Genomic DNA, 25804 nt, shown 5'->3' with positions numbered 1-25804 from the left:
GCGTACGGCGGGATGACGGAAGGGGCGGACCCGTCAGCCAAGATCCAGCCCGGCCGCCTTCAGCAGCGCGCGCGTCTCGAACAGCGGCAGTCCGACGACGCCCGAATGGCTGCCCGACAGGAACCGCACGAACGCCTCGGCCCGGCCCTGAATGGCATAGCCGCCCGCCTTGCCCAGCCCCTCGCCGCACGCGACATAGGCGTCGATCTCGGCAGCGGAGAGCGGCTTGAACGCGACGATCGTGTCGGCGATCCGGGTCCGGACCTTCCCGCCCGCATCGATGACGCACACCGCCGACAGCGCGTGATGGCGCCGGCCGGAGAGCAGCGCGATCAGCTCGCGCTGCACCGCCTCGGTGGTCGCCGGCGGCAGGATGCGGCGGCCGACCGCGATCGTCGTGTCGCCGGCAACGACGATCTCGCCCGGCGCGCGCGCCACCGCCTGCGCCTTTTCCACCGCGAGCCGCAGCGCATAGGCGCGCGGCAGCTCGCCGGGACGCGGACTCTCGTCGATGTCGGGGGACGCCACGCGCGTGGGCACGGCGCCGATCCGCGCGAGCAGGTCGCGCCGGCGCGGCGAGGACGAGGCGAGGACGAGCGTCATCACAAGGCTATCGCCCGCAACGCTGCCCGTCACTTGAAGCGATAGGTGATCCGACCCTTGGTCAGGTCGTACGGGGTCAGCTCGACCAGCACCTCGTCCCCCACCAGCACGCGGATGCGGTTCTTGCGCATCTTGCCGGCGGTGTGGCCGAGAATCTCGTGATCGTTCTCGAGCTGGACGCGGAACATCGCGTTGGGGAGCAACTCCACCACGCGACCGCGCATCTCGAGCAGTTCTTCCTTGGCCAAACAAAATCCTCGGGTTGTCGTGAAGGCGCGTCGCCTTAGCGAAAACTGCGCATGAAATAAAGGTAGGGTTCGCGTCACCGGGCGGCAAGGTCTGTGGCGGCATTGCCACGCCTGCTGCACCACCAGCTTGCCCACCCCCGCGCCGCCTGCCATGGCGCGGCAAACCCTATCAGGAGTTCCCGCGCATGTGCGGCATCGTCGCCTTTGTCTCCGGCCAGCCGGTTCAGGACCGTACGGTCCACGCGCTCGAGAAGCTCGAATATCGCGGCTATGACTCCTACGGTTTCTCCTTTGCCCAGTCCGACGGGGTGAAGGCGTCCGATTTCGCGATCGTGCGCGGCGTCGGGCCGCTATCGGAACAGGCGCAGGCGCTGGTCGCCGGCGGCCTGCCGCAGGTCAATGCCGCGATCGGTCACACCCGCTGGGCGACCCACGGCGGCGTCACTGTCCCCAACGCGCACCCGCACCGCTCGTTCGACGGCAAGTTCGCAGTCGTCCATAATGGCGTGATCGAGAATTTCCTCGAGCTGAAGCGCGACCTGATCGCCGGTGGCGTGGAGTTCTCCTCCGAAACCGATACCGAGGTGATCGCCCATCTGCTCGCGCGCCATTATGCGACCTCGGGCGACCTCGATGCCGCGCTGCACGCCACGCTGGCGCAGCTGTCGGGCGAGTTCGGGCTGGCGATCACCTGCGCCGACCGGCCCGAGCTGCTGATCGGCGTGCGCCGGCTGAGCCCGATCGCGGTCGGCATTGCCGACGGCGCTGGCTTCATCTGCTCCGATCCGGTCGCGGTCGCCGGACAGGATGGCTGGATCGCCTATCTGGAAGAGGACCAGATCGCCTTCGTGACCCGGGATGCGGTGCGGGTCGCCTCGTTCCTGACCCCCGACTTCCCGGCGGTGGAGCTGGAGCGCATCCCGCTGACCACGGTCGCCGAGGTCGCCGAGCTGGGCCACTATCCGCATTTCATGATAAAGGAGATCACCGAGACATCGGAGGCGGTGCGTACCGTCGCGGCGATGCCGGGCTCGGTCTTCGCGCCGGCGGCAGAGCGGCTGGCGACGGCCGACATCGCCTTTTGCGGGGCGGGCAGCTCGCACTATGTCTGCATGCTCGGCCAGTATTTCTTCCACCAGATCGCCGGTCGCCGCGCGATGTGCCACTCGGCCGACGAGTTCATGAACCTTGCCTCGCTGGGCGACAACGGCGCGCTGATCGCGGTCTCGCAGTCGGGCGAGACCTATGACACCCTGCGCGTCATGGAGCAGGCCCAGGCCGATGGCGCCGCGCTGGTCGCGGTCAACAACGTCGCCGGCTCAACCGCACAGCGCATGTCGGACTTCCCGATCCTCCAGCGGGCCGGGCGCGAGGTCTGCGTGCTGTCGACCAAGTCGGTCATCAGCCAGACCGCGATCGTCTGGCGCCTGGCCGCCGAGGTCGCAGCGCGTGCCGGCGGGGCGGAGGGCGCCGACATGGCCGACCTGAACGCGCTGGCCGCCCAGCTTGACGTGCTGGTCCAGTCGCTGTCGCCCGAGATCAAGGCGGTGGCCGAACGCTATCGCTGGATCGAGCATTGGTTCTTCCTGGGCCGCGGCATCCACTGGCCGGTGGCGGCCGAATCGGCGCTGAAGTTCAAGGAAGTGTCGTACATCCATGCCGAGGCGATGCCGGCCGGCTTCCTGAAGCACGGCACCATCTCGCTGATCGACGAGAAGTTCTTCACCGTCGCCTTCATCCCCAATGCGGCGCACGACCCGGAGAGCTTCGCCCATGTCGTCTCCAGCCTGCACGAGATCCGCGCGCGGGGCGGCAACATCATCGGTTTCGGCCACGACCTGCCCAGCGTCTTCGCGGACGGCTTCTTCGAAGCCTATGTCGAGCTGCCGAGCGTGTCGAAGTTCATGGATCCAATGATCCAGCTCGTCGCGGGCGAGCTGTTCGCCTATCACTGCGCGGTGAAGCTCGGCCGCAACATCGACCGCCCGCGCGCGCTGGCCAAGGCGGTAACCGTGCGGTGAGGACCGGTTCGGGAGCGCGCTTCGGCGCGGTCCCGAACGCCTTCCCTCGCTACTGTGCCGCCGCGCCCCGGCGCACCGGCGGCATCGCGTTGCAGATGTCCGCCCCGCCCGCCGGCACGACGAAGAAGGGCGGCTGCCGGTTCTCGCGACCCGCGATCCAGGCGGTGAAGCGCGGATTGTCGGTCCGGCGATACTCGTAGCGCGGCCGGCTGGCGGCGGGGATCTCGCTCGCCAGCCGTACCGTCGCGATCGGCACCCGCTCGCCCTCGGTCTTGTAGAAGCCCAGGTCGCCCGTGCCGCGCGGCAGGACCGAGACGCGCTCGATCCCCTCCACCACCCGCCCGACCAGCGCGACGTTGCGGTCGAGCGCCCGCGGCCCGTGGCCGATCGCGACGTAGAGCTCGGCGCCGCTGCCGGTATCCGGCGCCATGTCGCGCCCGACGCCCACCATGCCGTAGCAGTGGGGCATCCACTCCGACTGGAAATTGCCCGCCAGCGGCCAGCCGTCGCGGCTATAGCCCGCCCAGTCGGCATAGGGGTCCCGCCGTCCCAGCCGGGCCACCGCGCTGGTACCCGGCCGGTCATATTCCGCCGGCGGCCGCAGCGTGATGCCGGGCGGCAGCGGCTTCTTCTCGGTCGCGTCGCCCCACTGCGCGACATAATTGTCCTGCACGCGGTAGATGCTGGTCGCGTCCCACCAGTGCGCCCCGACCAGCGCGCGGATGTTGGCGACATGCACCGGCGCCATCGCCGGCGCGAGCCGTACCGAAACCGTGCCGCCGTTCGCCAGCGTGATGACCATCACCTCGTCGTCGGGGATCGCCACCCAATCCTCCGGCAACGGATCGGCGGGCGTCGCCGCCGGGGCGGGCGGGACGGCGGGAGCGGCGCTCTGGAGCAGCGCGGCGACGAGCAGACTCAGCATGGCACCAGCCTGCCCGAGCAGATGGCACTGCGCAACCGCTTGCGCCGCGCGCCGCTCCCGCCTAGTGCGCGAGGCCCAGGTATGCGGAGCGGTGGCCGAGTGGTCGAAGGCGCTCGCCTGGAAAGTGAGTATACGCCAAAAGCGTATCGAGGGTTCGAATCCCTCCCGCTCCGCCATCAGGTCTCAAGCTATTGTTTTTGCACGGAAAATCCTGAGTTTCCGGCGCGTTTCCGCGCCTGTTCGGCATGGTTCGGTAGTGCGGAGAGTCAGCTGCAAACTGGGAATACGAAAATCACTCGGATTTTCTCCGCCGAGTTCCCGACTGGTACGGAATGGCTTTGATGGATTTGATATCGAACGTTCGAATGCATCTTCGGTCCGCCAATCAGTCTTCTCGATCAGCGTTTCGCACCGCAAGGCCGCAGATATCGGCGCAGAACTGCGGCTTTGCGGGCCGGCAACGGTAATGAAGAGAAAGTCGGTCGAGGAGAAAGCCGGCAGTTCTCGCCCGCGTTCTCCGCGCGCTCAGCCGGCAGTACGGTTTCCCTGAATTGGCGAATTTGCCTGTTATCCGTCGATCTACAGGGATTTGGTGATGCTAGCGGCTGAGAAGCGACGTTATCGCTCGGGTAGGTGACTGTGAATTCACGCGAATTTAGAGAAATTCCCTGCGCCAGCTAACAGGGAATCAGTAGGGACGCCGCGCCGGCAAACAGCCAAGCAGCAGCCACCCTGCACAGAGTCGGAGCCGGCCGAAATCGCCCATGTCAAGTTTTTTCTTGAAATGGCTTGTAGAACAGGGAACCAACACCGAAATCCCGCCTAAGCCGTTCCGGCCCGCGGGCAGCACAGACTTCGGTCAGAGCAATTCCGGAAAACTCAACCATTCTCCCGAGGCAGCGGGACTCGTCTTTGTGCACCCGCTAGTCTTCGGCGGATTGGAGAGGCGCGTCCCCATGACAGCCACGCGGGAGCTATCCCGGAGATGCGACATGTCGCGACCTAAGGCTACCAGAAGTACCAAGTCGAACAGCGATGCACTGTTTGCTCGCTTAGGTGAAATTTCGTACCGCCAGCCAGGCGAGCTCCTCGCTTACAAGCGCAACCCGCGCCAGCACCCCGAGCGTCAGCTGGTCGCGCTCACGGCATCGATCCGTGAGTTCGGGTTCATTATCCCCGTCCTGCTCGATAGTGACAGCACCATCATCGCAGGGCACGCACGCGTTGAGGCGGCCAAGCGAGCAGGGCTAGCCGAGGTGCCGACGATTTCGGCCGTGCACCTGACGCCTGCGCAGGTGAAGGCCTACCGCTTGGCTGACAATCGGCTTCCATCCCTCGCGACTTGGGATATGGATATCCTCGCGGTCGAGATCGACGAGATCCTGTCGTTGGGCGAGATCGAGATGGAAGGGCTGGGCTGGTCGACGGCCGAGCTTGACGTCCTGCTCGATGCTGCCGATCCGGTCAGCGATGCTGATCCCGCCGACGATGTTCCTGAGCCGCCGGTTGTGCCGGTCGCTCGACCCGGTGACCTCTGGCAGCTCGGCGCCCACCGACTGCTCTGCGGATCAGCAACGGAGCCGGCATCTTGGGAGCGTCTCCTAGACGGCAAGATGGCGCGCATGATCTTCTCGGACCCCCCGTTCAACACGAAAGTGAATGGCCATGTCAGTGGTCTGGGCAAGGTCAAGCACCAGGAGTTCCACGAAGCTTCCGGCGAAATGACGAAGGCAGAGTTCACCGACTTTCTCACTCGCTTCTTGGCTGCCATGCTCCCCGTGGTAGCTGACGGCAGCGTGGTCGACGTCTGCATGGACTGGCGCCACCTAGGTGAGCTGCTGGGGGCTTTAGAAAAAAACAAGCTAGCGTTGCTCAACCTGTGCTGTTGGTCGAAGTCCAATGCAGGCATGGGCAGCTTGTATAGGTCAAAACACGAAATGGTGCTGATCGCCAAGAAGGGCAAGGCGCCCCACACCAACAACGTCGAGCTCGGTAAGCACGGTCGCTACCGGACTAACGTGTGGGAATATGCTGGGGCAAATAGTTTCGGCGCCAGCCGTGATCAAGATCTGGCGGATCATCCGACCGTCAAACCTATCGCGCTTGTTGCCGACGCTATCCGCGACGTGACCCAGCAGGGCGACATCGTGCTTGATGCCTTTATGGGCTCGGGCACCACGCTGTTGGCGGCCGAGCGCACCAAGCGGATTGGCTACGGCACCGAGATCGAGCCGCGCTACATCGACGTGGCGGTGCGACGCTGGCGGACAATGACGGGTGGCGAGCCAATCCTGGTGGGTGATGGCCGCACCTGGACGGAGATTGCCGCCGAACGTCGCGCCGCAGCCGAGATCGCTGTTGCGACCGATAGCGCCGCCGAGCGCCAGCAGGGGGAGATGGTCAATGTCGCTGCCTGATCGCCTCCCGCCTGCGCGTCATCGTGCCCGCCCTGTGCCGCTGTCGCAGGCGGCGGTACCACCGCCGATGGTGGTAGCGCCGTCCGCACCTGTTCACTCCGTCCAGCCAGCCTCGAGCGAGGCCGCCTACGAGGTCGGCTATGGCAAGCCGCCCGTCGCCCGCCGCTTCAAGCCCGGCCAGTCGGGCAACCCACGTGGTCGCCCCAAAGGGTCCAAGAACCTGGACACCATGGTGCGCGAGATCCTGGATGAGCGGATCACGGTCAACACCCCCACTGGCCCCAAGCGCGTGCCGCGCATCGAGGTGCTACTCCGCAAGTCCATCGAGGTAGCGGCGAAAGGCAACCCGCGGATGGTCGAACAGGTCTTGCGCCAATATGCGGCGGCTTATGCCGCGCAAGCGTCGGCGCAGGCGGTCGCGACGGAGGCTGCTGTGGAGGTCAGCGAGGCTGATGTGCTCGCAATGGCGCAGTACCGTGACATGGTGGCTGCCGACATCCTTGCTGGCTTGGGGCTAGCGGGAGATGCGTCATGACGGCCTATGATCCGAGGGTACTCGCGGCAGCCCGCCGCGAGTACTTACCCTTGTTCCTGAGCAAGGCGTTTGAGACGCTGCATCCAGGCGAGCCGCCGCTGGCACGCGCCTGGTACCTGGATGCAATGTGCCACGCGCTCCAGGAGGTGGAACGGGGTGACGAGCGACGGCTCGTCATCACCGTGCCGCCGCGGCACCTGAAGTCGGTGACTGCCTCAGTGGCGTTCGTCGCCTGGGCGCTTGGCCGTGATCCAACGCTGAAAGTGATGGTGGCCAGCTACAGCCAGGACCTGTCCAGGCTCCATGCCGGCCAGTTCCGCACCCTTCTGGAGGCGCGCTGGTATCAGGAGCTCTTTCCCAACACCCGCATCGCCGATGGCGGCAACCGTGCGCTGGAGATCGAGACCACCCGTGGCGGGGTGCGCAAGGCCGTGTCAGTGGCAGGCTCGGTCACCGGCTTTGGTGCCGACCTCATCATCGTCGATGATTGCATGAAGGCCGACGAGGTGCGCAGCCAGGCTGCCCGTGAGGAGGTGAAGGGCTGGTTCGGCAACACCCTCTTCACCCGCCTGAACAACAAGCAGACTGGGCGCATCATCTCCATCCAGCAGCGGCTCCACGAAGACGATCTGCCGGCCATGCTCCTGGAGCGCGGCTATCGGCACCTGAACCTGCCCTCGATTGCCGAACGCGAGGAGAAGGTGCCGATTGGCCCCAATCGGTTCCACACCCGTACCATCGGCGACCTCCTGAACCCAGAGCGGGAAAGCCGCCAGCTACTGGAGCAGATCCGCCGCGAACTCGGGCCAGCGGTGTTTTCGGCGCAGTACCAGCAAAACCCCGTCACCCCCGACGGCAATGCCATCCGCATGGAGTGGTTCAAGACCTACACCGAGGCACCAGCACGGACCGATTTCACCAAGGTCGTCCAGAGCTGGGATACGGGCATGAGTGCGGCGCCCACCAGCGACTATTCGGTATGCACGACCTGGGGCTTTCGCGACCACAAATGGTACTTGGTCGATGTCTACCGTAACCGGCTGGACTATCCCGACCTGAAGCGAGAGGTCATCCGGCTTGGCAAACGCTGGAAAGTCGACCGTGTGCTGATCGAGGATGCCGGTGCCGGTAAGTCGCTCGCCCAGGATCTGCGACTGCAAGGGATCTTTCAGCTGCGCCTGTGCAAGGCGGTGATCGACAAAGAGGCGCGGTTCACCGGCTGCTTCGGTGAGATCGAAGAGGGCAACATTCTGCTACCCTCTGCGGCACCGTGGCTGGACGACTTCTGCAAGGAGCTGCGTGGGTTTCCGCTCGGAAAACACGACGATCAGGTCGACAGCGTTAGCCAATTCATCAACCATCAGCGCAAGCAGTGGGCGTGGGTGCTATCGACCTACGACGAGCGTACCGGGCGGCCGAACCGGCCTGTCCACCATCAGCGCCGACCCTGGTAACGGCATACAACCCCCATCTCGTCATCATGTCCGGACTACATTTCAGACGAAATCAAGGCGGCGCGCTCAAACAGAGCATGCCGCTTTTCATGGTCCGCCATCAAGCGTGTCACTCGGCGGCAGTAGGTGACGCCGTCGTTGCCGCCGCCAGCTCGGCTTTCGCGCTCGGCTTCAGGTCGCTTCCGCAATGCCGGCATCGAACAGCCAATTTCCGGACCGACTCAGCGCAGAAGGGGCAGCGTACCAAGTCGCCATATGCGCCTGTACGCGCCGCTGCCTCGGCGCCCGTGGGCATCGCTATCGCCGCAAGGAAACCGCCCAGCGGCGGCAAAAAGGCTGTAATGGCCATGACCGTACCGCTACCCTGACTGCCGAGCGATGCGAGAATAATGAGGGGTAAGACGGGCACGATGGATGCGGCGAATATCGCCCCACCGGAACGCCCGCGCTTACTGGCGATCAGCGCGTTCATGCTGCTCCAGAGCACGATCACGATAAATCCAACGAGTTCCATACTTCCCCCGTGTCCGTTCACATCCAAGCGTCGATCGCCGGAGCAGCTTCGCGCCTTGTCGACAATCAGTGACACCGCACATGCCGGAAGCACGTTGGAAATCAACCGGAATGTCACTCATCGTCTGTAGATCGATGAGCGACATGGCGGTCTTTCTGGGCACGTGGACGTCCGTCAGCGCCTCTCTGCCAATCTGCGTCGCCTGCGTTCAGAACATGGCTGGAGCCAGGAGGATTATGCCGACCGGGCAGGCATCCACCGCACCTATGTGAGCGACCTGGAACGCGGCGCGCGCAATCCAACGATCATGATGGTGGAGAAGCTGGCTGTGCCGTTTGCGCTCACCGCCAGTGACCTCATAGCCTGACTAGGCAAAGGCAAAAGCTGCATATCGACTTCTAACGTCATCACGGCATGTGTCGCGTCCAGGAGCGTGACGATGAGCGATGATGAAATGATCCGCGTGTATATGACAGCGGCTGGCATGATCATGGAGGACTTGTCGCCGAAGGTGATATTAGGGCCTTACAGCCCCGAACTCTTCGGTGAGCTGCGGCAGGCCGCCAGGACATTGGAAAAGATCGCCGATGTTGCTGAGGCAATCGAACGAGTCAAGGCGTCGCGCGGCCGCTGAAAATCACCACAAGGGTGGCGCTAACAGCGGAACTCGCCCGAGCGTACCCACGCTTGCGAACGATTGGGATGCGTGGGAGAGCCCCTTGCACCATGCAGTCTGAAGCGCTCGTTGATCTGGTCCAAAAGGTCCTTGCCCGTGCACCGGAGTGGGTGCGGTCTGACCTGTCAGCACGCGATCCGTCGATCCGGCAACGGGCAGAGGAGACGCTCGCTGCGATGATTTCGGCGGCGCTGGCCATCAAGTGAGCCAGGCCACTAGGCTGGCAAGGTCCGGGGACGGCTAGCCGGCTTTGTCCGACCGCGTAGCCTTGTTTGTTGTCCATCTCGGAAAGCCATTGGCGGAGCGGAAGAGTTGAGCATAGCATGGGCTATGCCTCCGGTCGCCGCCGCCATCTGTGTTGCCCTGTCCCGTGTTGCCGCGGAGGAAGGGGAGCCGCCGAGCCTTCGTCCGAGCAAGCCGCCGCTGGCGGCATCAGCCGCAACCGCCGCGGGTTTCGTACCGCCCGGGTGGGCGCTCGAGCGATCGGTGCAAGGCGATCTGAACCGCGACGGCAAACCGGACATTGCCGCGGTCCTGAAGGGTGCCGATCCGAATTGCATCGTCCACATCGAGGGCATCTCCACGCCACTGGACACCAACCCACGCGTGCTGCTGGTCGCCTTCGGCCAGGCTGGCGGGTACCGCCTGCAGCTGGCCAACGCCGCCGTCATTCCGCGCATCGATGATCGGTACATGGACGATCCCTTTGCCCCCGACGCGCTCACCATCCGCGGCGACGTGCTGCGTCTTGGTCTCAGCTACTGGCGCAGCATGGGCGGGTGGACGACCTATACCTCGACCCTCGCGTTCCGCTGGGATGGTGCGCGCTTCCGCCTGATCGGGTTCGACAAGGAGGCGCTGCAGCGGAACAGTGGTGAAACCGAGACGCTCAGTGCCAACTTCGTCACGGCCCGCGTGAAGATCGTCACCGGATCGATGGAGGACGATGTCGCCAGCAAGACGCGCTGGCAGCGGACTAAACAGGTGCCGGCCAGCCTGGAGACGATCGGCGATGGTTTGGCCTTCGAGCTGCAGCGATCCGATCGTTAGCGGCGTGTCGCTGCGGTCAGCCCTGTAGCATCGTACAGCCCACGGTATTAGACGACCGCGATTACCGGATCTTCGCTAGGGTGTCGGTCGCCAGCCACATCTCGGCCGGCAGTTGCGACTGAAAGGCGGACACATCGATGTGGCGGAGCAGGTGGCGCAGATGCACCTGCGCGTCAGCGTCGGCGGTGAGAATGGCGATGCGGTCGCCAGCAGCGTAGGTCCGCTGCATCTCGCGCAGGATCTGCTCCTCGATCTCTGCTGTTTGACGTTCGGCCTGGCGCACGTCGGATAGGATGCGCACGATCTCCCCTGCGTCCCGGATCGGCTGGATCAACATTCGGAGCGCAGAATAATGGGCCTCGACATCGGCTGCGCTCCACCGACCGCGAGCAGTGATGACGATAATACCAGACTCGCCCTCGATCGAACGCGTGATCACGCGATCCACCCTCGCATTGTTCGTCCCTTTGTCGAGATGGTAACCAACGCCATTTGTCTGATCAACAATGCTTGCGTGCCAAATGTAAGATCGACAACTTGGAGATGGTGCAGGGATCTTCGCTGCACCCGCGAGCCTGGGTCAGGCAAAGAGAGCCTCACCTTTGGCTTAGACTGCGCGGCGCGGGGGTCTCGCGCTACTGGCGGCACAGCCGATCCTATCGAAAGCGGCTGATGCGCTGGCTATTCGACCTTGGTCGAAGCGGCAACAATATGGCAAGAAATCAGCGGGATGAAGGGGCCATGCAGTCTTCCTTCTCCCTTGCGGTCGATGTCGAGCACAGCTTCATCCGAGTCACGCTGGCAGGCTTCTTCACACCGACCGACATCGCACGCTTCGATGCCGCGCGCGCCGAGGCACATCAGCGGCTCAAATGCCGGCAGGGCGATCATGTGACCCTCGTCGACATGCGCGAGATGAAGATCCAGTCGCAGGAGAGCGTCGGCGCCTTTCAGGCGCTCATTGCCAACCCGCGCTACCATGGTCGCCGCATCGCCATCGTTGTCGCATCGTCGCTCGCCCGCTCCCAGATCAAGCGGGCGGCGACCGGGCGAGGCGCCGCTTACTTCCACTCCATCGAGTCGGCCGAGGCTTGGTTGCAGGAGAGCGACTGCAAGGCGGCGGCCTGATCGGCCCGCGCGGTCGCACCCACACCCTTCGTTCACACCTGTCTGGCAATCACGCCGGGCGTCGGGGAGGGCGTTCGGTGTGGAGCAGATGTACACGGTAACGATCGAACCTGCGCTTCACCTGCTGCGCATCCGCGTTGCGGGCTTTTGGTCGGCAGCGGTGATGAAGGCCTATGTTGCCGAACTTGTGCGGCAGGCCGAGGCGCTCGGGCGAACCGGTGGTTGCCGACGCATCCTGGTGAACATGTCGGATTATCCGATCCAGGCACAGGCGATCGCAGACGGGCACGCCAGGATCATCGCGCACGGCAAGACCGTCATGAAGGCGCACACGGCTGTCGTGATGAAGAGCGCATTGTCACGGCTGCAGGCGATGCGCGTGGCGGACCTTGCCGGACATGAGCTGTTCGATGATGAGGTGAGCGCCAGACGCTGGCTCATGTCGATGCCCGCCGGCGCAGCCGCCGGCAACGACATGAACGCCGCGCTGCCAAAGAGGGAAGCTGCGGTCAGGTAGAACGCCGCACCGCGTCGGCCGGCCGCCGACCAGCCCGCACCCCGTTCAGGACGCCGGGTCGGCAAAGCCGCCCGGCGCAATCTCTCACTCGGTGGCTTCGGTCGCTTTGCGCTTGCGCGGCGTCTTGGCAGGGGCGTCAGCAGGCGCCTCCTCCGGCGTCGCAGCTTTAGGCTTGCGGCCGAGGCCGATCTTCACCGCCATCGCACGTCGCGCTTCGCCGTAGGCTGGTGCCACCATGGGGTAATCCGCCTTCAGCCCGTAGCGCTCGCGATACTCGTCCGGAGTCAGGCCGTTGGTAGAGAGATGGCGCTTCAGCGTCTTGTACTTCTTGCCATCAATCATCGAGATGATGTGGTCTGGCGAGGCGAGAGACTTCCGAACGGACACCGCCGGCGTGTATCCCGGGGCGCTGGGCGGCTCCGCGGCGGCTTGACTGGTCCCCGACAGCTGCTGGACGGTCACGTGCATCTTGGTGAGAAAGGCCGGCACGTCCTCGCTGTTGACGCGGTTGTTCGGGTTGGAAAGCCAGGCAGCAGTAAGCTCGGCAGCCAACATCACCAGATCGGACTTATTGTCGGTATCGGTCAATTCAAAGCTCCTGTGTCGATGTAGAGACAGCCATCTGGATACAGCAACACAGTCTCAGATCAATCGTCGGCCAGCAGTTTTTCGACTATTGGCAGCAGCGCATCTACAACTGCGCTGATTGCGGCGCCATTTGGATGCATCTGGTCGGCCAACACCATTGCCGGATGGCCCAGTACGCCGTCCGGAAAGAACGGTGCGGTCACAGCGCCATGAAGCGTCGCAAGCTCCTGGTGGATGCCGATATAGGCAGCGGCCCGGTCGCGCAGCAGCGCTGGCGGCTCGACCGTCGTCAGCAGCACCGGTATTCCGCAGCGGCCGAGCTCGAGCAGGATCGCCTCCAGACTGGCGCGCACAACCGAGGGCGGCACCTGTCGCAGCACGTCGTTCGGGCCGACCTGAACGATGGCGAGCGCAGGACGAGCGGGGAGGCGCGACAGCAGGGCCGGTAGCCGCTTCAGCACGCCGGCAGCCGTATCGCCCGAGACGCCGGCGTTCATCACCCGAGCGTCGGGGAACGTCGCTTGGAGACGGCGCTCTAGCTGAGCGGTGAAGCTTTCCGCCTGGCTAAGGCCGTAGCCTGCGATCAGGCTGTCGCCGATCGCGAGGATCAAAGGATGAGGAATGGTCATGGTTGGCTGAAAGATAGGTGATGGTGTCGCGTGCAGAAGGATGGAAGGCTCCTCCACGGCGGCACACTGGCACGCCGCTGCCGAGGTATCAGGTTAGATCCGCTGGTTGGCGAGTACCGCATCGAGCAGGCCGGGGAAGCGCTGGTCGAAGTCGGCGCGGCGCAGCGCGTTGATCATCTCGCGTCCAGCCTGAACCGTCTCGATCAGCCCGGCGGCGCGCAGCAGCTTCAGGTGGTTGGAGAGCGTGCTCTTCGGGATCGTCTCGCACGGCGCGGCACCCGAGCAGCTCAGCCGCTCGGTAGCCGCAAGCCGCGCAACCATCGCCAGCCGATTGGGATCGGCAAGCGCGTGCAGCGCCATCTCGAGGGGCACGTCCTCCAGTCGGGGATGAGTGAAGCGGGGCATGGAGCAAATATAGGCATGCTTCAGCAATTTAATAGTTCGGCATTATTGAAATGATGAACTAACCCACCATCTGACCGTCAGCCGGCAGCGCACGATGACGTGATCGCGGGCCAAACTTTCGGAGAACTCCCATGTCACTCGAGGGCAAGACGGCGCTCGTCACCGGTGGATCACGCGGCATCGGCGCTGCGATCGCCAAACGGCTGGCGAAGGATGGTGCCAAGGTTGCGATCACCTATGCTGGTAACGAGGCGGCGGCGGATGCCACCGTGCAGGCGATCCAGAGCGCGGGCGGTACCGCGTTTGCGTTTCAGGCGAACGCCGGTGATCCTGCCTCGCAGCGCGCCGGGGTCGAGCAGGCCGCAGCCGCGCTGGGTAGTGTCGACATCCTCGTCCACAATGCCGGGGTCGCCGAGTTCTCTGCCATCGCCGACGATACCGACGAGATCTACGACCGCCAGTTCGGCGTCAATGTGAAGGGGCTGCATGTCGGCACCCGCGCAGCGTTGCCTCATCTGAACGATGGTGGCCGGATCATCCTGATCGGCAGCGTCTCTGGCGAACTCGCCTTTCCAGCGACCGCCGTCTACAGCGCGACCAAGGCCGCAGTGGCCGCGCTGGCCCGTGGCTGGGCAAAGGACCTCGCCTCGCGCAACATCCTGGTCAACACCGTCCAGCCTGGGCCGATCGACACCGACATGAACCCTGCCGATGGTGACTTTGCGAAGCAGATGACCGCATTTGTGCCGCTCGGGCGTTACGGCACGGTCGAGGAGATTGCGGGCGCGGTATCGTTCCTGGCTGGACCGGATGCGAGCTATATTACCGGCACGACGCTCAACATCGATGGTGGTGCCGCCGCTTGATGGCTATCGGACAGCCCCTTTGCGCAAGCGGAGGGGCTGCTGGATCATGTCTGCCTCGCAGGAGAAGATGCGGCGAGAGCTGGCCGTTTTGTTGAAGCAGAAGGTCTGGAATTGGCTGAAGCTGGTGGAGAGCGGCCTTTCCGCTTTCGGGCGTCGATCACGACAAAGCGGACGCTCGTTCAGGCGGGAGGGCATGGGGCGTGAACGGGTCGTCCCCTCGAATCGTGAGCGGACTTGTAATCAGCCCCTTTGACACTTTGAAACCGGCACGAACCCATGGGTCAACGGGCAGGATCACAACCGTCCGGGTGTGACACTTGATCGTCCTTTCAAAAACGATGATTCTAACGCAGCGTTGATCGAGGCGGACGGCCGCCCTTCCTAGTCGCAAGCAGATCAGATAGCGTTCGACCGAAAGGGTAGCGCTTGGCAGACATTCCGACGGCCGCAGAAATAACGAAACTCACGGGATTGCTAGCACCGGGCATAGTAATCTTATGGGTCCGATCACGTTTCCGCGATACCGTGCCACCCACGCTTTCCGATAAACTGACGAGCTATGCAGTTGTGTCAATCGCGTATAGCGCTGCGTCTTATCCGGTGTTTCATGCTGATATAGGACCAGCGCTGCCCTCATGGCTTTGGCAGCTTCTCCTTTATTTCGCGATTCCGCTAATTGTCGGAGTGGCCTTAGTGTTCTTCGACCAATCAGAACGCTTTTATGCGCTCACGGAGCGGATGGGGCTTATGCCGGTCCACCACACACCAACTGCCTGGGATTATACTTTCCGCAAGCGGGAACCATCATTTGCGTTGGTTCACCTTAACGACGGGTCGGAAATAGCAGGCGCGTGGATTGATGGTTCGTTCGCGTCGTCAACGTCCGGTGATCGGGATGTGTATCTAGCGCAAATGTTTCAGGTCGGGGATGATGGTAATTGGAACGAGGTTGTTCCGCCTCGCTCTATCCTTATCTGTGGCGGAAGCATCCGTATGGTTGAGTTCATCAAGGGAGGCTCGGATGAGTGACAAAGAACGCAAGCAGTTCAACGATGGCTGGACCGTGGGTCAAAAGGGTTACACGCCCTCGAAGAACCCGGACACGTTTGGCTACAAGCCCGCATCAGGTAGCCCCGGAAGTCCACCTACCAGCGGATCGGCTGTGTCTAAGCCCGCGCCTGACAAGAAAGGGTGATGGCCACTATAGATAACCCGGAAGGATTCTTTGATGAATGACGATGATTTCATCTCGTTAGAGGGATGGGGAATGGGGAAGTTCCCGATCCGCGGTGGTATGGGCAAGGTGCAGGGTGGCTACATCGGGCCTAATGGAGGGCTTGGAGCACTTCCTACCGTGGGCAGTTTAGTATCAAAGCCTAAGCAGCCTCAACCGCCGAAGGATGAGAAAAAGGGCTGACCGTTAAAGCGATCACGCCACTTACATCCTGAGTCTTTCTGCTTCCCAGCGAACGATCGGGAAACCGTCAGTGTGATCCTCTCGCTTCGTAGAGATAGGGAGTGGGCGGGCGAGCGGGTCGACGTACCCGGTCGCATATGCTGGCAACAAAGTTGCGTCCTTGAAAGGTGCGCTGTTCTACCTATGTCTCTACCAAATCAAGGTTGAGGAAGGGAAGGATATGGCGAAGACCTACCACTTCAAGGTGGGCAACGGCGACATGGCTTTGGTCGAACTCGAGAACGGTCGACGTATCCTTATCGACATCAACATCCGCAGCGCGGCTGATAATTCGAATGACGACACCCCAGATGTGGCCGCACAGTTGCGCGAAATCCTTGATCGGGATGACGATGATCGGCTGTTCGTCGATGCGTTCTTGCTGACGCATCCCGACGCCGATCATGTACGCGGATTGCAGAACCACTTCCATCTCGGACCGCTCTCGTCGCACAAGGCAGCGGACGACAAGATCGTGATCCGCACGATGTGGTCGTCGCCGCTGGTCTTCCGCCGTCGCCGCAAAGACGATCTGCTGTCGGCCGACGCCGAGGCGTGGAAGGATGAAGCGCGCCGGCGTGTCGCGTTGTTCCGCAAGAACAAGACGCTCGGCGATGGGGATCGCATCCTCGTGTTGGGCGAGGACGTCGATGCCAAGACCGATGATCTGGAGGGCATCCTTGTCCGTGCCGGTGAGCGGTTCGCGAATGTGGACGGCATTGAGGATGAACTCTTCGATGCGCTGCTGCTGGCACCGCGGCTCGCCGAAACCGAAGACGAAGCCAATATTCTTACCAAGAACAACTCGAGCGTCATTATTCAGATGCGGATCGGAGCCGCCGGCAAAGAAGATGCCGCCTATCTTCTATTCGGAGGCGACGCCGAAGTTGTGATCTGGGAGAAGCTGTGGAATCGCTGGCAGGACGAACCAGTCAATCTAGCGTATGATCTTCTGGTTGCTCCGCATCATTGCTCTTGGCATAGCCTGTCGTGCGATAGTTGGTCGGAAAAGGGCGAAGACGCCGTGGTTTCGCCAGATGCACGGAGCGCGCTCGCGCAAGGCCGCCCCGGTGCGATGATCGTCGCCAGCTCCTGCCCGATCAGCGACGATGACAAGGACCCGCCGTGCATCCGCGCAAAGCGCGAATATGAGGACATGGCCGGCGGTTTCAGCGGCGAGTTCAAATGCGTCGGTGAGATGGAAGGCGACGATCCGGTTATGTTCGAGATCGGCCGGAACGGTCCGAAGCTGAAGCGCGTGGCGCTGGCTGCCACCACGGCAGCGGCGACGGGTGTCGGCAGCGAGGCACTGGCGCACGGGTGAGCGAGGACTCCGCAGTACCGCCCGAGCTGCCGATCGCCGTCGCACGGGCGCTTCGACAGGCTGAAGCGCACCCGTCGGTCCGCAGCGTCTCTGTGACCGGCAGGATGGGGGATTGGACGTTTTGTCGGGTCGTCATTCACACCGAACTACCGGCGGCCTGGCGCGCGGCGGGGCACAGCCCATTCGGCGTCCAGATGGATGAAGCGGTCACGATCGCACTGCATGATCGTTTTCCGTTGGTGTCGCCGTGGATCAGGCTACGTGACGACTTCCCGCGCATCCACCCGCATATCCAGCCCGGCAAGGCTGGCTCGTTGGTCGAGCCGTGTCTGGTCCTAGGCAGCCCCCGTGAGGTTGTTCAGGCGCGCGGGTTTGTTGGCTTGGTAGAGCAGCTCGTCGAGTGGCTGGATCGGGCCGCGGAACTCGATCTCAACGATCCTGCGCACGGCTGGGAGCCGGTGCGGCGCGACACGATCTCCGACATCATCGCGTGTGATGCTGATCGGGTACGAAGCCACGTCACCCTGGCCAGCGGTACGGCGCTCTTCACGACGACCTACATCCACTACCCCAAATCCGACATGTTCAAGCTGCTGCTCGGCTCGAGCTGTATCTTGCCGCCTGCGCTGATCGGCCCGATCCTGACGCGCGACGACGATATCGGTAGCGGTCTGACGTTGCTGGCTTGGCCCGGCTCGGGACCACAGGGGCCAATCGTTGCCGACTTCTACCTGCCTGAGACGGTTGCCACCGTTGGCGATCTCTTCGACCGCGCGAACCTTTATGGCTGCCGGGATGATCTGGTGGCTGGGTTGGTTGCCGTTCGGGATGGTCTGATCGCCAATCCCCCACCGCAGGCCATCCCGCTCGCGATACTGTTGCTCCCCCGTCGACCCTATCCGTTGGTGGGGTCGGACAGCACGATCGAGATTTGCCCGTATCTGATCGAGGTGGCGCCGGGGCAGGACTTCCTCGATACCACGACGCCGGTACGGCTGGCTGCGCAACGGGAGACTATCAACGCGGGATTGCTGCGAAGGACGTCCGGTGACGGTTCCAGTGCGGCGACGTTGCCTTGGACCATGCTTGGCGCTGGTAGCGTCGGGTCGAAGATAGCGCTCCACGCGGCCCGCGCCGGTCGGGCACCGTCGATCGTCGTCGATCGTGGCCACATGAGCGCCCATAACTACGCGCGTCACACCGCAATGCCGATCGGCATCGCGGAAAGGCTCTTTCTGCGCGCCAAGGCCGATCTCGTCGTCGACCAGATCAATAAGCTCGACCAGAAGGCTGCGGCCGTGTCGGATGATGCCGTCTCGCTGATCGGCTCTGCCGAAGGGCGAGCGCAGCTCGTCCAGGAGGGGTGCGCGATGTTGGTCGATACCACGGCGAGCCTCGTCACGCGTGAGGCGTTGGCGCACGCCCCTTGGCCCAATCGCCCGCGGATCGTCGAGGCGTGCCTGCTGGGCGCCGGCCGCATGGCGTATGTCGCGTGCGAGGGACCGGACGCGAACCCGAGCATCAGCGACCTTGCTGCGGAAGCGTATCGAACGCTGGCACTCGACGCCAACGATGCGGCGATCGCGTTCGGTGCCCGAGCGGAGGAAGTGATCATCGGGCAGGGCTGTTCGGCCGTTACCTTCCCGATGCCGGATAGCGATCTGTCGATGCTAGCCGCATCCATGGCGCGACCGATTACGGGGTGGGCGCGCAATGGCCTGCCGGCGAGGGGGCAGGTACGTATCGGCCGAACCGATGCCGACGGCGGCTTGGCTTGGTCGGTGGCGAACGAGGATGCGTGGATCGATGTTGACCGATCGGCCCCTGACGAGCCCGGCATCCGGATCCATCCCCGTGTTCACGCAGCGATCGAAGCGGATATCGCGCTCTACCCGGGCGTCGAGACCGGCGGGGTTCTGGTGGGTCGTTTCTCTCAGATCGGCAATCTATTCCAGGTGGTCGATCTGATCGCTGCCCCGCCCGACAGCACCCGCAGCGCTGCCGAGTTCGTCCTTGGCACGCAGGGTTTGAGGGCCGCGGTTCTCGGCATTGCGCGGCGTACCGGCGGTGCGCTGCAAGTGATTGGGACATGGCACAACCATCTGATGACCAGCGGTCCCTCGATGACCGACGCCATCGCTGGCAGTATTCTTGCCATGCGCCAGTTCGGCCCCGCTTTGCTTCTCATCCATATCCCAGGGGGCTACGCTAAGCTGATTGCGGAGCGGGTATACTCGCAACCCGCGATTGAAGTTGGAGGGGGCGGAGAGCCATGAAGGACTGGTTTCCGCTCGCTAGCTATGAGTTTTATGCATTCCTGACGACCGGTATGGTCGCACTTGCGGCATATGATCGTGTGTTCATGGGGTCCGCTCTCGCGCACGAGCAGCATTGGACGATCGTGTCCGGAGTATTTTGGGCCGTTGTAGCGTACCTTGTGGGGCAGATCATTGCCATGCCGTCGGCAGCGTTGCTGGAGCATGTGGTGGCCCGGCGCATATTGCGGCCGCCTTCGGAGATCGTGCTTGGCATCCATCCGCCGCGTCGCCGAGAACGCTGGCTTGCGGCGTTATCGGGCGCACGGGAGTATCAACCGTTTCCCGTCCCCAACCAGACGCGGATCATGGGGAAGCTCGCGACAGGGCTAAACGTCGCATCTACCGCGATGGATGGCGAGGCTGCGTTCGTCGCAGCCTTTCCTCATGCGCGCAGTGTGTCCGATACTGCGACTCGCCTCGATAACTTCATTAACCAATATGGCATGTGCCGCAATGTCTCGATGGCCGCGATCATAGCGACCGCCATGCTGGCTTATGCGTCGTGGCAGACACATGATCGCATGACCGTCACGTTGATGATCGGTGCAGCAGTCTTGGCGATCGGCTTGTTCCTTCGCTTCATCAAGTTCTATGCCGCGTACACGCGAGAAGTATTCAGGACGTATGATAAGGTCGTATCCTGATGGGATCGGCGTCAAAGCGCATCATGCTGAAATTAGATCGCAATTGGGACGGCCGCGCTTAACGTACGATCCCGAATATCCTCTAGCCCGCCCCCAAATAACGCTTCCCTTAGCTGGGAGCGTCGTGCAGATCGCGTGCGGCCTGCACCAGCTCGACGATGTTCTGATGCTGAAAATACTAGCCGCGATCCACGACGCCAGACCTTGGTGTAAAAACCGAGCGGTTGTGACACCAGGAAGCAGCGCCAACGTGAGATGAGCGAACGGCAGAAACTGCGCCTGTGAAAATGGGGCTGCCAACGTCTGCACTTGGTCGCCGGTAATGAAGTGAAAAGCGGCAGCTCCCGACCAGAATGCGTCGTTCGCCGATCGCGTTTCGGCCGGCGGCTCCTGCCAGAACCTGCCGTTCGTCTAGCGCGAAGCCGCCAAACAGCAATGCGCCCCAATATCGGTCATAGCTGATCGCCTCTTGATCATCTGAAAGTGGATTAGATCGACACCGCCAACCTATCGAGTGACTTCAAACGTGACATTCTGCTACCCTGCGGAATGCTGCTACTGCATCCGACCGTGACGAGGCTTTGATGACACCGATCATTCGGGGCGAAGGGCTGACGCCTTCGGAGCAGCGGCTGGCGCAACTCGCCGACCGCGCTTTCCTGCGACTTTGGTCGTATCCCAACACGTTCAACGACCGCACCAAGACCGCGTGCGGCGGCGGGCAGGAGATCGCCGATCTACTCGCGGTGTTTGGGAAACATGTTGTGCTGTTCAGCGACAAGGCGATCAGCTGGCAGGGGGACAAGCCGATCAAACTCGCCTGGTCGCGCTGGTATCGGCGGGCGATCGAGGGCGCGGTGGCGCAACTCAATGGTGCCGAACGCTGGCTCGACCTTCATCCTGACCGGGTGTTCACCGACAAGCATTGCACCCAGAAGCTCCCAGTGCCGCTGCCGGCCAAGAACGACCGGATCACTCATCTGGTCGCGGTGGTCAGCGGCGCCGAAGCAGCGGCCCGCCGCTATTTTTCGGACCCGCGTGGTTCGCTGATGATCATTCCTTCGATTGTCGGCGCGGCGCATGTCGATACCATGCGCGACGATTTCCAACCGTTCATGGTCGGCGACGTCAATCCCGGCGGCACCTTCGTCCATGTCTTCGATCAGATCGGGCTCGAAGTCGTCTTGAGCGAGCTCGACACCGTCGCCGACCTTACCACCTATCTCACGGCCCGCGCAGAGATCCTGCGCTCGGGCAAGATCAGCCTCGCCGCCGGCGAAGAACATTTGCTGGCGGCCTATATGATGAACGGCCTCAAGGACGGCCGGCCAATATTCGTGCCCGAGAAGATGCGCAAGCGCACGCGGCGTGTGCAGCTCGCCATCCCCGAGGGCGAATATGAGACATATGTTTCTTCACAGCTCTACGCCGAGCTCGCCGCGCTCAAGAAAAAGTCGCTGCTGTGGGATGAGGTGATCGAGCTGATCGCCGACGATGTGCTCAAGGGCACGTCGATCTCGATCCTCAACTATCAGCCTAGCGTCGCGCTGTCCGAAGCGGCGCTGCGCGTAATTGCCGCCGAGCCCAGAATGAACCGCGTCAGCCTCGCCCATGCACTATAGGGCGCGATGGAGCGTTGTGTCAGCGAGGACATGGCGCGGTTCGTTAGACGAACGTTCGTGACGCGCCGCTTCCCGATGCAGCGCATCGGCTATCTGTTCCTGATCCTGCCGCAGGACAAAGGCGCTGGCACCTATGACGAATATCGCGCCTATCGCGGCAGCATGCTCCAGACCTATTGCCATTCGCTGTTTCGTGAGCAGCCCAAACTTGACACGGTGGTCGGCATGGCGTTCGACATCTATCTGAAGGACGGCGAGATCCGCACGCGCTCGGAGGATGTCATGGCCATGGCGCCGCCAGATTGGACGCCCGAGGAGATCGAGTTCCTTGAAACAAATCGCACCCTGTTCGAAATGCAGGACCCGCGCGACCTAGCGGGGACCAAAATGCGCCACCTCATCCGCAATCCGTTCCGCGCCAGCCTGCGCTCGCCCTGACGCGAGCGGCCGGACCGCCGCCCGCCAGCGCGATTAGCCGGGCTCCGCCGTCAACAAGCCGATCGTTAACAGAAACTCCGCCAGCGCGCCCTCGACGGTGCGGATCTGCGCGAGGCTCGCCACGTCGATCCGCTGCGCGAGCCGCGCTGCCGGCATCGGCTTGCGATAGTCCGGCCAGCGCTGAACCAGCTGCTGGCAGGCAACCCGCGTCTGCGGCGGACGCAATTGCGCGCAGCCCGGCAGATGCCGCAGCAATAGCGCTTCATGGCAGGGTTGCTGCCAGATCAGCGCGATCGCCTCGCCGGCGGCAATTGCCGCTGCGCGGTCGTCACGCTGCGGCGATTGCCCAAGCTTGTCGGCATCCAGCAGAATGGCGCGGTGGGCATAGGGTGCGCCGGACTGGCGCTCGCGCTGCGTCAAGCGCCGCACGGCGAGTTCGACGATCGCACAAGGATCGCCGCCGCCCGGTTGCAGCACCACCGTGTCGAGATGGAGGGGCAGGCCCGCCGCATCGGCGAGCCGCTGAAGCAAGGCAACATAGCCTTGTTCGCTCTCGCCTTCGCATCCGACGAAGATACGGACACGCTGGGGGCGCGCCGCACGGCGCCGGCCAACCGGCGGTCTCATCCGATGCGCGGAACGGCGCCGTAAATGCCGCTCAGATATTTGCGATAATAATTGTCGTCGCGGCGCACGCCTTGGACGTCGCTCAGGGCATAGACTTCCGAGCGTCCGTCGCCGGTCTTGCTGGTGAAAAGGATTTCCTCCTTCACCAGATCCTCGAGCAGCGACGCATTGTGGCAGGTCATCCAGAGCTGCGCGTTGTTGGGATTGCGCTTGGGATCGTAGAACCAGCGCAAGATCTCAGGCAGCAGCAGCGGATGGATCGCGGTGTCGAGTTCGTCGAGCAAGGCGATCCCGCCAGTATCGAGCGCGCGCTGCAGGAACGGGTAGATCCAAACAAAGGCGCGGGTGCCTTCGCTCTCCCAATGGAGCGGCACAGGGCCGTCCAGCCCTTCATGCGAGAAGAGAAGCAAAGGCCCGTTCGGCCCCTGCTCTATACGCATCGCCTGGATGCCAAGATCCACCCGCTCGATCTCGCGGTTGAGCGCTTCGACCAGCGGTGGGTTCGAAGCGTAGAACTGCACCATCTCCTGCTCGACCGTCTGTGTGCGCTCGATCAGCATATTGGTAAAGACGTGCTGGGCGGCTTCCCGCAAGGTCGTCGCGAACCCGTGCTGCAGCTGGGCGAGCGTCGAGATCACGCTGGCATTGGGGCGCAGAACCTTGCCCAGCGCCTGCGTAAAGCCAGTCATTCCGAATTCGGGACCGGTCTTGACCTTGCCCTGGGCATCGCGCTCGAACAGCCGGACCTTGCGGCCGCTATCGTGCGCCCAATAATGCATGACCTCACGCAGCACCTGATCGTGCCCGTCGGGCGAGCGTCCTAGGACGACCTCGTAGCCGTAGCGAACTTCACCCAACAGCCAGTCGACCGGGTTCACGCCGGCAAGCTGGATCGCCAGTCGCGTCCGCTTCTGAATGGCGTCGCTGCGGTTGAAGCGGAGAAACGGCAGCGGCGCGCCCGGCGCGAGACTGAAGCTGTCGCGCGCGAACCAAGCGATGAACGAGAGCGCGCGCAGCACGGTCGACTTGCCCGACGCATTCGCGCCGAACAGTCCGACTACCTTGGGTGCACGCTCACTCGATCTCTCCCAAAGCGGCGCGAAGCGGCCGGGCGTATCGGGCACGTTCGAGGCAACCCGCAGGTCGATCACCTGAGGGTCGAGGATCGCATAGAAATTTTCGATCTCGAGTTGGTGCAGCATAACTTCCCTTGCACGAAGATACCCACTTTGGAGCATAGTTCAACGATTTTTCGTTAAAATGCGTCTAAAAGTTCGCTTTGCCAGCCACAACGCTGCATGCTGAGGTGGTGATGGATACCGTCCCGGTGGCCCGTCATTCCGCGAGTGGGAAGAATCTGGCGGGGTTGCCATTTACGGTTCGGCTAGCGAATGATTATATCTAATCGACTGCTAATTCGGCCCTTGGCTCGATAGAAGTTCAGCTTTTCCACTCGCTTAATTAAAAGCAAGAGACCGATGACGGCCCAGCGTCAGCCGGAACGCCACGCCGCGCGGACAGCTGTCGAACGTCGGCTTGTGAAAAGAGCAGACGTTTGACCTGTGTGGTGGGAATGACGGGTTTGTCCCAAATCTTGCCGTGTCAGTATCGGGAGCGGCTTGGGCCTTCGAACCCGATTCAGAACATGAATGAATGGCAGGAGTTGGGGAACGGGGATGGCTGTCTGAACGGCCGAGTTTGGGTCGGCCTTGCCAGATAACGGACTACGAAGATGCTTTCCGCTTCATATCCAGCGTCCTTATGCCGGCAGCTAGAGCATCGTCGGTAGGAGAGACAAGGACATCAGGCTCAAGAAGTGAGCGTGCGCGATCATGCACGTCGTAAACCGGTTCTGCCGAGTATTGCAGTTGGATGCCCGTACGATCCAGGTGTAGCGGGAATACTCCTGCACCAAGGCGCATCATCGGCGTGCCAACAATGGAGGCACGCCCGATCCCGCGCATACCCATCGGAAAACCCTCAGCCATGCTGGCGCTCCAGCGGGTCGTGATAACGACGACGGGCGCAGTGTAGGTGAAGGGACCGCGGGGGTCGACGATTTCGGTCCACAGCTGACTCAAATGGTCGCCATCGCGCCGGCGCATTCGCGCGTACGGCTTTTCCTTCGCGATGAAGCGTCCCATGATAGGCCGCGCGACCGCGGTATCACCGCCGCCATTCTGGCGCACGTCGATGATCAACCCCGGCGCTTCACGGAACCGAAGCAGCGCGGCGTCGAATGCGTCGACCACCGCTTGGTCGGAGAAGCTGCGAATGACGATGTAGCCATAACCGTCCTGAAGCAGCCGGCTCTCAACGTCCGGCAGCCTGGGTGTGATCTTCAATGGCAGGAATACCGCTCGTTTGCCGCCCTTGGCGCTGCGCAGCGTGATCCGACGTGGTTGGCCGCGTCTTCCGGCGACCGCGATGTTGAGCGTAAAAGCAGTGGCGGCGGGATCGGGGTGGCTCAGACAGCGCGGCATCGATGCTGCGGCTCGCGCGGCGGCAGGTATGCCATCAACGCCGATGATCGTATCACGGGCCACAATTCCTGCGTCTGCCGCAGCCGACCCGTCCCGAACGCTGGTCACGAGCGCGTTCCCGGCGGCGGGCTCTACCCAGAGGTCGTGGTAGGGCAGGCGGGCGGTGCCGTCGGCCGCGTCGCCCCGATGCGCGTGCGCGTCGTACAATTCGCCGAGCACGCGTTCGACGACGGTGGCGAACTCCCATCCGGGCCAGCAGCTTAAGCTGCATTACAGGCCGGACAGATGGCAGCATCCGACCGTGTGTCAGAACTCC

General features: G+C 63.1%; 29 protein-coding genes and 1 tRNA gene. 19 read left to right on the top strand and 11 right to left on the bottom strand.

Going from position 1 to position 25804, the window contains the following annotated elements; all coding sequences use genetic code 11:
* Positions 1-33: 33 nt before the first annotated feature.
* Positions 34-603: a Maf family protein gene (locus Q5H91_RS07775; protein ID WP_305172802.1), complete on the bottom strand. Its 570-nt coding sequence runs from the start codon at positions 601-603 to the stop codon at positions 34-36.
* A gap of 29 nt (positions 604-632) precedes the next feature.
* Complete coding sequence (gene infA, locus Q5H91_RS07770) at positions 633-851, bottom strand: translation initiation factor IF-1 (protein WP_007403889.1); 219 nt, start codon at positions 849-851, stop codon at positions 633-635.
* A 185-nt stretch (positions 852-1036) separates the two neighbouring features.
* Between infA and glmS the strand changes: the two genes are divergently transcribed.
* Positions 1037-2872: a glutamine--fructose-6-phosphate transaminase (isomerizing) gene (glmS, locus tag Q5H91_RS07765; RefSeq protein ID WP_305172801.1), complete on the top strand. Its 1836-nt coding sequence runs from the start codon at positions 1037-1039 to the stop codon at positions 2870-2872.
* Between the two features lie 49 nt (positions 2873-2921).
* On the opposite strand, the gene Q5H91_RS07760 is transcribed toward glmS, so the two are convergent.
* On the bottom strand, positions 2922-3797 hold the full coding sequence (locus Q5H91_RS07760; protein WP_305172800.1) for a peptidylprolyl isomerase: 876 nt from the start codon (positions 3795-3797) through the stop codon (positions 2922-2924).
* An 85-nt stretch (positions 3798-3882) separates the two neighbouring features.
* On the opposite strand from Q5H91_RS07760, the gene Q5H91_RS07755 reads away from it, so the two are divergent.
* The 4 genes from Q5H91_RS07755 to terL all read left to right on the top strand — a co-directional run bounded on the left by Q5H91_RS07755 (position 3883) and on the right by terL (position 8203).
* Positions 3883-3973: transfer RNA gene (locus Q5H91_RS07755), tRNA-Ser, on the top strand.
* Positions 3974-4789: 816 nt separating this feature from the next.
* Positions 4790-6214, top strand: a complete 1425-nt coding sequence (locus Q5H91_RS07750; RefSeq protein WP_305172799.1) for a site-specific DNA-methyltransferase — start codon at positions 4790-4792, stop codon at positions 6212-6214.
* 34 nt (positions 6215-6248) lie between these two features.
* Complete coding sequence (locus Q5H91_RS07745; RefSeq protein WP_305172798.1) at positions 6249-6749, top strand: DUF5681 domain-containing protein; 501 nt, start codon at positions 6249-6251, stop codon at positions 6747-6749.
* Positions 6746-8203 carry a phage terminase large subunit gene (gene terL, locus Q5H91_RS07740; protein ID WP_305172797.1) on the top strand — a complete coding sequence of 486 codons (1458 nt, stop codon included), beginning with the start codon at positions 6746-6748 and terminating at the stop codon, positions 8201-8203. The genes Q5H91_RS07745 and terL overlap by 4 nt, the downstream gene beginning before the upstream one ends.
* A gap of 109 nt (positions 8204-8312) precedes the next feature.
* Here terL and Q5H91_RS07735 read toward each other — a convergent pair whose 3' ends face one another.
* The gene (locus tag Q5H91_RS07735; RefSeq protein ID WP_305172796.1) at positions 8313-8834 is read right to left on the bottom strand and encodes a hypothetical protein; all 522 of its coding nucleotides are present in this window, start codon (positions 8832-8834) and stop codon (positions 8313-8315) included.
* Positions 8835-8880: 46 nt separating this feature from the next.
* Here Q5H91_RS07735 and Q5H91_RS07730 point away from each other — a divergent pair, with 46 nt between their 5' ends.
* The 4 genes from Q5H91_RS07730 to Q5H91_RS07715 all read left to right on the top strand — a co-directional run bounded on the left by Q5H91_RS07730 (position 8881) and on the right by Q5H91_RS07715 (position 10443).
* Positions 8881-9084, top strand: coding sequence for a helix-turn-helix domain-containing protein (locus Q5H91_RS07730; protein WP_305172795.1), 204 nt, complete (start codon positions 8881-8883; stop codon positions 9082-9084).
* 72 nt (positions 9085-9156) lie between these two features.
* Positions 9157-9351: a hypothetical protein gene (locus tag Q5H91_RS07725; protein WP_305172794.1), complete on the top strand. Its 195-nt coding sequence runs from the start codon at positions 9157-9159 to the stop codon at positions 9349-9351.
* 92 nt (positions 9352-9443) lie between these two features.
* Entirely contained in the window at positions 9444-9599 is a 156-nt protein-coding gene (locus tag Q5H91_RS07720; protein ID WP_305172793.1) for a DUF6771 family protein, read from the top strand.
* Between the two features lie 280 nt (positions 9600-9879).
* A complete protein-coding gene (locus tag Q5H91_RS07715; protein ID WP_305172792.1) occupies positions 9880-10443 on the top strand; it encodes a hypothetical protein in 564 nt (187 codons plus the stop codon).
* Between the two features lie 61 nt (positions 10444-10504).
* Here the strand turns inward: Q5H91_RS07715 and Q5H91_RS07710 are convergent, their stop codons facing one another.
* Positions 10505-10891: a hypothetical protein gene (locus tag Q5H91_RS07710; protein ID WP_305172791.1), complete on the bottom strand. Its 387-nt coding sequence runs from the start codon at positions 10889-10891 to the stop codon at positions 10505-10507.
* Between the two features lie 224 nt (positions 10892-11115).
* Between Q5H91_RS07710 and Q5H91_RS07705 the strand changes: the two genes are divergently transcribed.
* Together Q5H91_RS07705 and Q5H91_RS07700 are read left to right on the top strand one after the other, a co-directional pair.
* A complete protein-coding gene (locus tag Q5H91_RS07705) occupies positions 11116-11571 on the top strand; it encodes a hypothetical protein (protein WP_305172790.1) in 456 nt (151 codons plus the stop codon).
* A gap of 79 nt (positions 11572-11650) precedes the next feature.
* Entirely contained in the window at positions 11651-12088 is a 438-nt protein-coding gene (locus Q5H91_RS07700) for a hypothetical protein (protein WP_305172789.1), read from the top strand.
* A gap of 84 nt (positions 12089-12172) precedes the next feature.
* Here the strand turns inward: Q5H91_RS07700 and Q5H91_RS07695 are convergent, their stop codons facing one another.
* From Q5H91_RS07695 to Q5H91_RS07685, 3 genes are all read right to left on the bottom strand, one after another.
* Positions 12173-12676, bottom strand: a complete 504-nt coding sequence (locus Q5H91_RS07695; protein ID WP_305172788.1) for a Ros/MucR family transcriptional regulator — start codon at positions 12674-12676, stop codon at positions 12173-12175.
* A gap of 59 nt (positions 12677-12735) precedes the next feature.
* Entirely contained in the window at positions 12736-13305 is a 570-nt protein-coding gene (locus Q5H91_RS07690) for a GDSL-type esterase/lipase family protein (RefSeq protein WP_305172787.1), read from the bottom strand.
* A gap of 93 nt (positions 13306-13398) precedes the next feature.
* Positions 13399-13710 (bottom strand): ArsR/SmtB family transcription factor, encoded by a 312-nt coding sequence (locus tag Q5H91_RS07685; protein WP_305172786.1) that lies wholly within the window; start codon positions 13708-13710, stop codon positions 13399-13401.
* A 131-nt stretch (positions 13711-13841) separates the two neighbouring features.
* Between Q5H91_RS07685 and Q5H91_RS07680 the strand changes: the two genes are divergently transcribed.
* From Q5H91_RS07680 to Q5H91_RS07645, 8 genes are all read left to right on the top strand, one after another.
* A complete protein-coding gene (locus Q5H91_RS07680; RefSeq protein WP_305172785.1) occupies positions 13842-14576 on the top strand; it encodes a 3-oxoacyl-ACP reductase family protein in 735 nt (244 codons plus the stop codon).
* Positions 14577-15002: 426 nt separating this feature from the next.
* Positions 15003-15605, top strand: a complete 603-nt coding sequence (locus tag Q5H91_RS07675; protein ID WP_305172784.1) for a DUF6338 family protein — start codon at positions 15003-15005, stop codon at positions 15603-15605.
* Positions 15606-15804: 199 nt separating this feature from the next.
* Positions 15805-15993 (top strand): hypothetical protein, encoded by a 189-nt coding sequence (locus Q5H91_RS07670; protein ID WP_305172783.1) that lies wholly within the window; start codon positions 15805-15807, stop codon positions 15991-15993.
* Between the two features lie 220 nt (positions 15994-16213).
* Positions 16214-17356 carry an anti-phage 6A-MBL system MBL-fold protein gene (mblB, locus tag Q5H91_RS07665; protein WP_305172781.1) on the top strand — a complete coding sequence of 381 codons (1143 nt, stop codon included), beginning with the start codon at positions 16214-16216 and terminating at the stop codon, positions 17354-17356.
* Positions 17353-19632 carry an anti-phage 6A-MBL system cap2_3 protein gene (cap2-3, locus tag Q5H91_RS07660; protein ID WP_305172780.1) on the top strand — a complete coding sequence of 760 codons (2280 nt, stop codon included), beginning with the start codon at positions 17353-17355 and terminating at the stop codon, positions 19630-19632. The genes mblB and cap2-3 overlap by 4 nt, the downstream gene beginning before the upstream one ends.
* Positions 19629-20318, top strand: a complete 690-nt coding sequence (locus Q5H91_RS07655) for a hypothetical protein (protein WP_305172779.1) — start codon at positions 19629-19631, stop codon at positions 20316-20318. Before cap2-3 ends, Q5H91_RS07655 begins: the two co-directional genes overlap by 4 nt.
* Before the next feature lie 584 nt (positions 20319-20902).
* Positions 20903-21940 (top strand): hypothetical protein, encoded by a 1038-nt coding sequence (locus Q5H91_RS07650; protein WP_305172778.1) that lies wholly within the window; start codon positions 20903-20905, stop codon positions 21938-21940.
* 6 nt (positions 21941-21946) lie between these two features.
* Positions 21947-22378: a hypothetical protein gene (locus Q5H91_RS07645; protein ID WP_305172777.1), complete on the top strand. Its 432-nt coding sequence runs from the start codon at positions 21947-21949 to the stop codon at positions 22376-22378.
* 33 nt (positions 22379-22411) lie between these two features.
* Here the strand turns inward: Q5H91_RS07645 and Q5H91_RS07640 are convergent, their stop codons facing one another.
* The 3 genes from Q5H91_RS07640 to Q5H91_RS07630 all read right to left on the bottom strand — a co-directional run bounded on the left by Q5H91_RS07640 (position 22412) and on the right by Q5H91_RS07630 (position 25707).
* A complete protein-coding gene (locus Q5H91_RS07640; protein WP_441347524.1) occupies positions 22412-23005 on the bottom strand; it encodes an RloB domain-containing protein in 594 nt (197 codons plus the stop codon).
* Positions 23002-24207 carry an AAA family ATPase gene (locus Q5H91_RS07635; RefSeq protein ID WP_305172775.1) on the bottom strand — a complete coding sequence of 402 codons (1206 nt, stop codon included), beginning with the start codon at positions 24205-24207 and terminating at the stop codon, positions 23002-23004. The genes Q5H91_RS07640 and Q5H91_RS07635 overlap by 4 nt, the downstream gene beginning before the upstream one ends.
* 522 nt (positions 24208-24729) lie before the next feature.
* On the bottom strand, positions 24730-25707 hold the full coding sequence (locus Q5H91_RS07630) for a S41 family peptidase (protein ID WP_305172774.1): 978 nt from the start codon (positions 25705-25707) through the stop codon (positions 24730-24732).
* Positions 25708-25804 lie beyond the last annotated feature (97 nt).

It is taken from the genome of Sphingomonas aurea (assembly GCF_030678875.1).
Classification (GTDB): domain Bacteria; phylum Pseudomonadota; class Alphaproteobacteria; order Sphingomonadales; family Sphingomonadaceae; genus Sphingomonas; species Sphingomonas aurea.
This window is presented reverse-complemented; position numbering and strand designations above follow the sequence as displayed.

Bases quoted from the DNA above. Each gene is read 5' to 3' on its own strand.
- Q5H91_RS07680 (WP_305172785.1), top strand. From the start codon at position 13,842: ATGTCACTCGAGGGCAAGACGGCGCTCGTCACCGGTGGATCACGCGGC.
- terL (WP_305172797.1), top strand. From the start codon at position 6,746: ATGACGGCCTATGATCCGAGGGTACTCGCGGCAGCCCGCCGCGAGTAC.
- Q5H91_RS07685 (WP_305172786.1), bottom strand. From the start codon at position 13,710: ATGCCCCGCTTCACTCATCCCCGACTGGAGGACGTGCCCCTCGAGATG.
- Q5H91_RS07725 (WP_305172794.1), top strand. From the start codon at position 9,157: ATGAGCGATGATGAAATGATCCGCGTGTATATGACAGCGGCTGGCATG.
- Q5H91_RS07750 (WP_305172799.1), top strand. From the start codon at position 4,790: ATGTCGCGACCTAAGGCTACCAGAAGTACCAAGTCGAACAGCGATGCA.
- Q5H91_RS07670 (WP_305172783.1), top strand. From the start codon at position 15,805: ATGAATGACGATGATTTCATCTCGTTAGAGGGATGGGGAATGGGGAAG.
- Q5H91_RS07635 (WP_305172775.1), bottom strand. From the start codon at position 24,207: ATGCTGCACCAACTCGAGATCGAAAATTTCTATGCGATCCTCGACCCT.
- Q5H91_RS07690 (WP_305172787.1), bottom strand. From the start codon at position 13,305: ATGACCATTCCTCATCCTTTGATCCTCGCGATCGGCGACAGCCTGATC.
- Q5H91_RS07640 (WP_441347524.1), bottom strand. From the start codon at position 23,005: ATGAGACCGCCGGTTGGCCGGCGCCGTGCGGCGCGCCCCCAGCGTGTC.
- Q5H91_RS07720 (WP_305172793.1), top strand. From the start codon at position 9,444: ATGCAGTCTGAAGCGCTCGTTGATCTGGTCCAAAAGGTCCTTGCCCGT.
- Q5H91_RS07775 (WP_305172802.1), bottom strand. From the start codon at position 603: ATGACGCTCGTCCTCGCCTCGTCCTCGCCGCGCCGGCGCGACCTGCTC.
- Q5H91_RS07760 (WP_305172800.1), bottom strand. From the start codon at position 3,797: ATGCTGAGTCTGCTCGTCGCCGCGCTGCTCCAGAGCGCCGCTCCCGCC.
- mblB (WP_305172781.1), top strand. From the start codon at position 16,214: ATGGCGAAGACCTACCACTTCAAGGTGGGCAACGGCGACATGGCTTTG.
- Q5H91_RS07705 (WP_305172790.1), top strand. From the start codon at position 11,116: ATGCGCTGGCTATTCGACCTTGGTCGAAGCGGCAACAATATGGCAAGA.
- Q5H91_RS07650 (WP_305172778.1), top strand. From the start codon at position 20,903: ATGACACCGATCATTCGGGGCGAAGGGCTGACGCCTTCGGAGCAGCGG.
- glmS (WP_305172801.1), top strand. From the start codon at position 1,037: ATGTGCGGCATCGTCGCCTTTGTCTCCGGCCAGCCGGTTCAGGACCGT.
- Q5H91_RS07655 (WP_305172779.1), top strand. From the start codon at position 19,629: ATGAAGGACTGGTTTCCGCTCGCTAGCTATGAGTTTTATGCATTCCTG.
- Q5H91_RS07645 (WP_305172777.1), top strand. From the start codon at position 21,947: ATGGAGCGTTGTGTCAGCGAGGACATGGCGCGGTTCGTTAGACGAACG.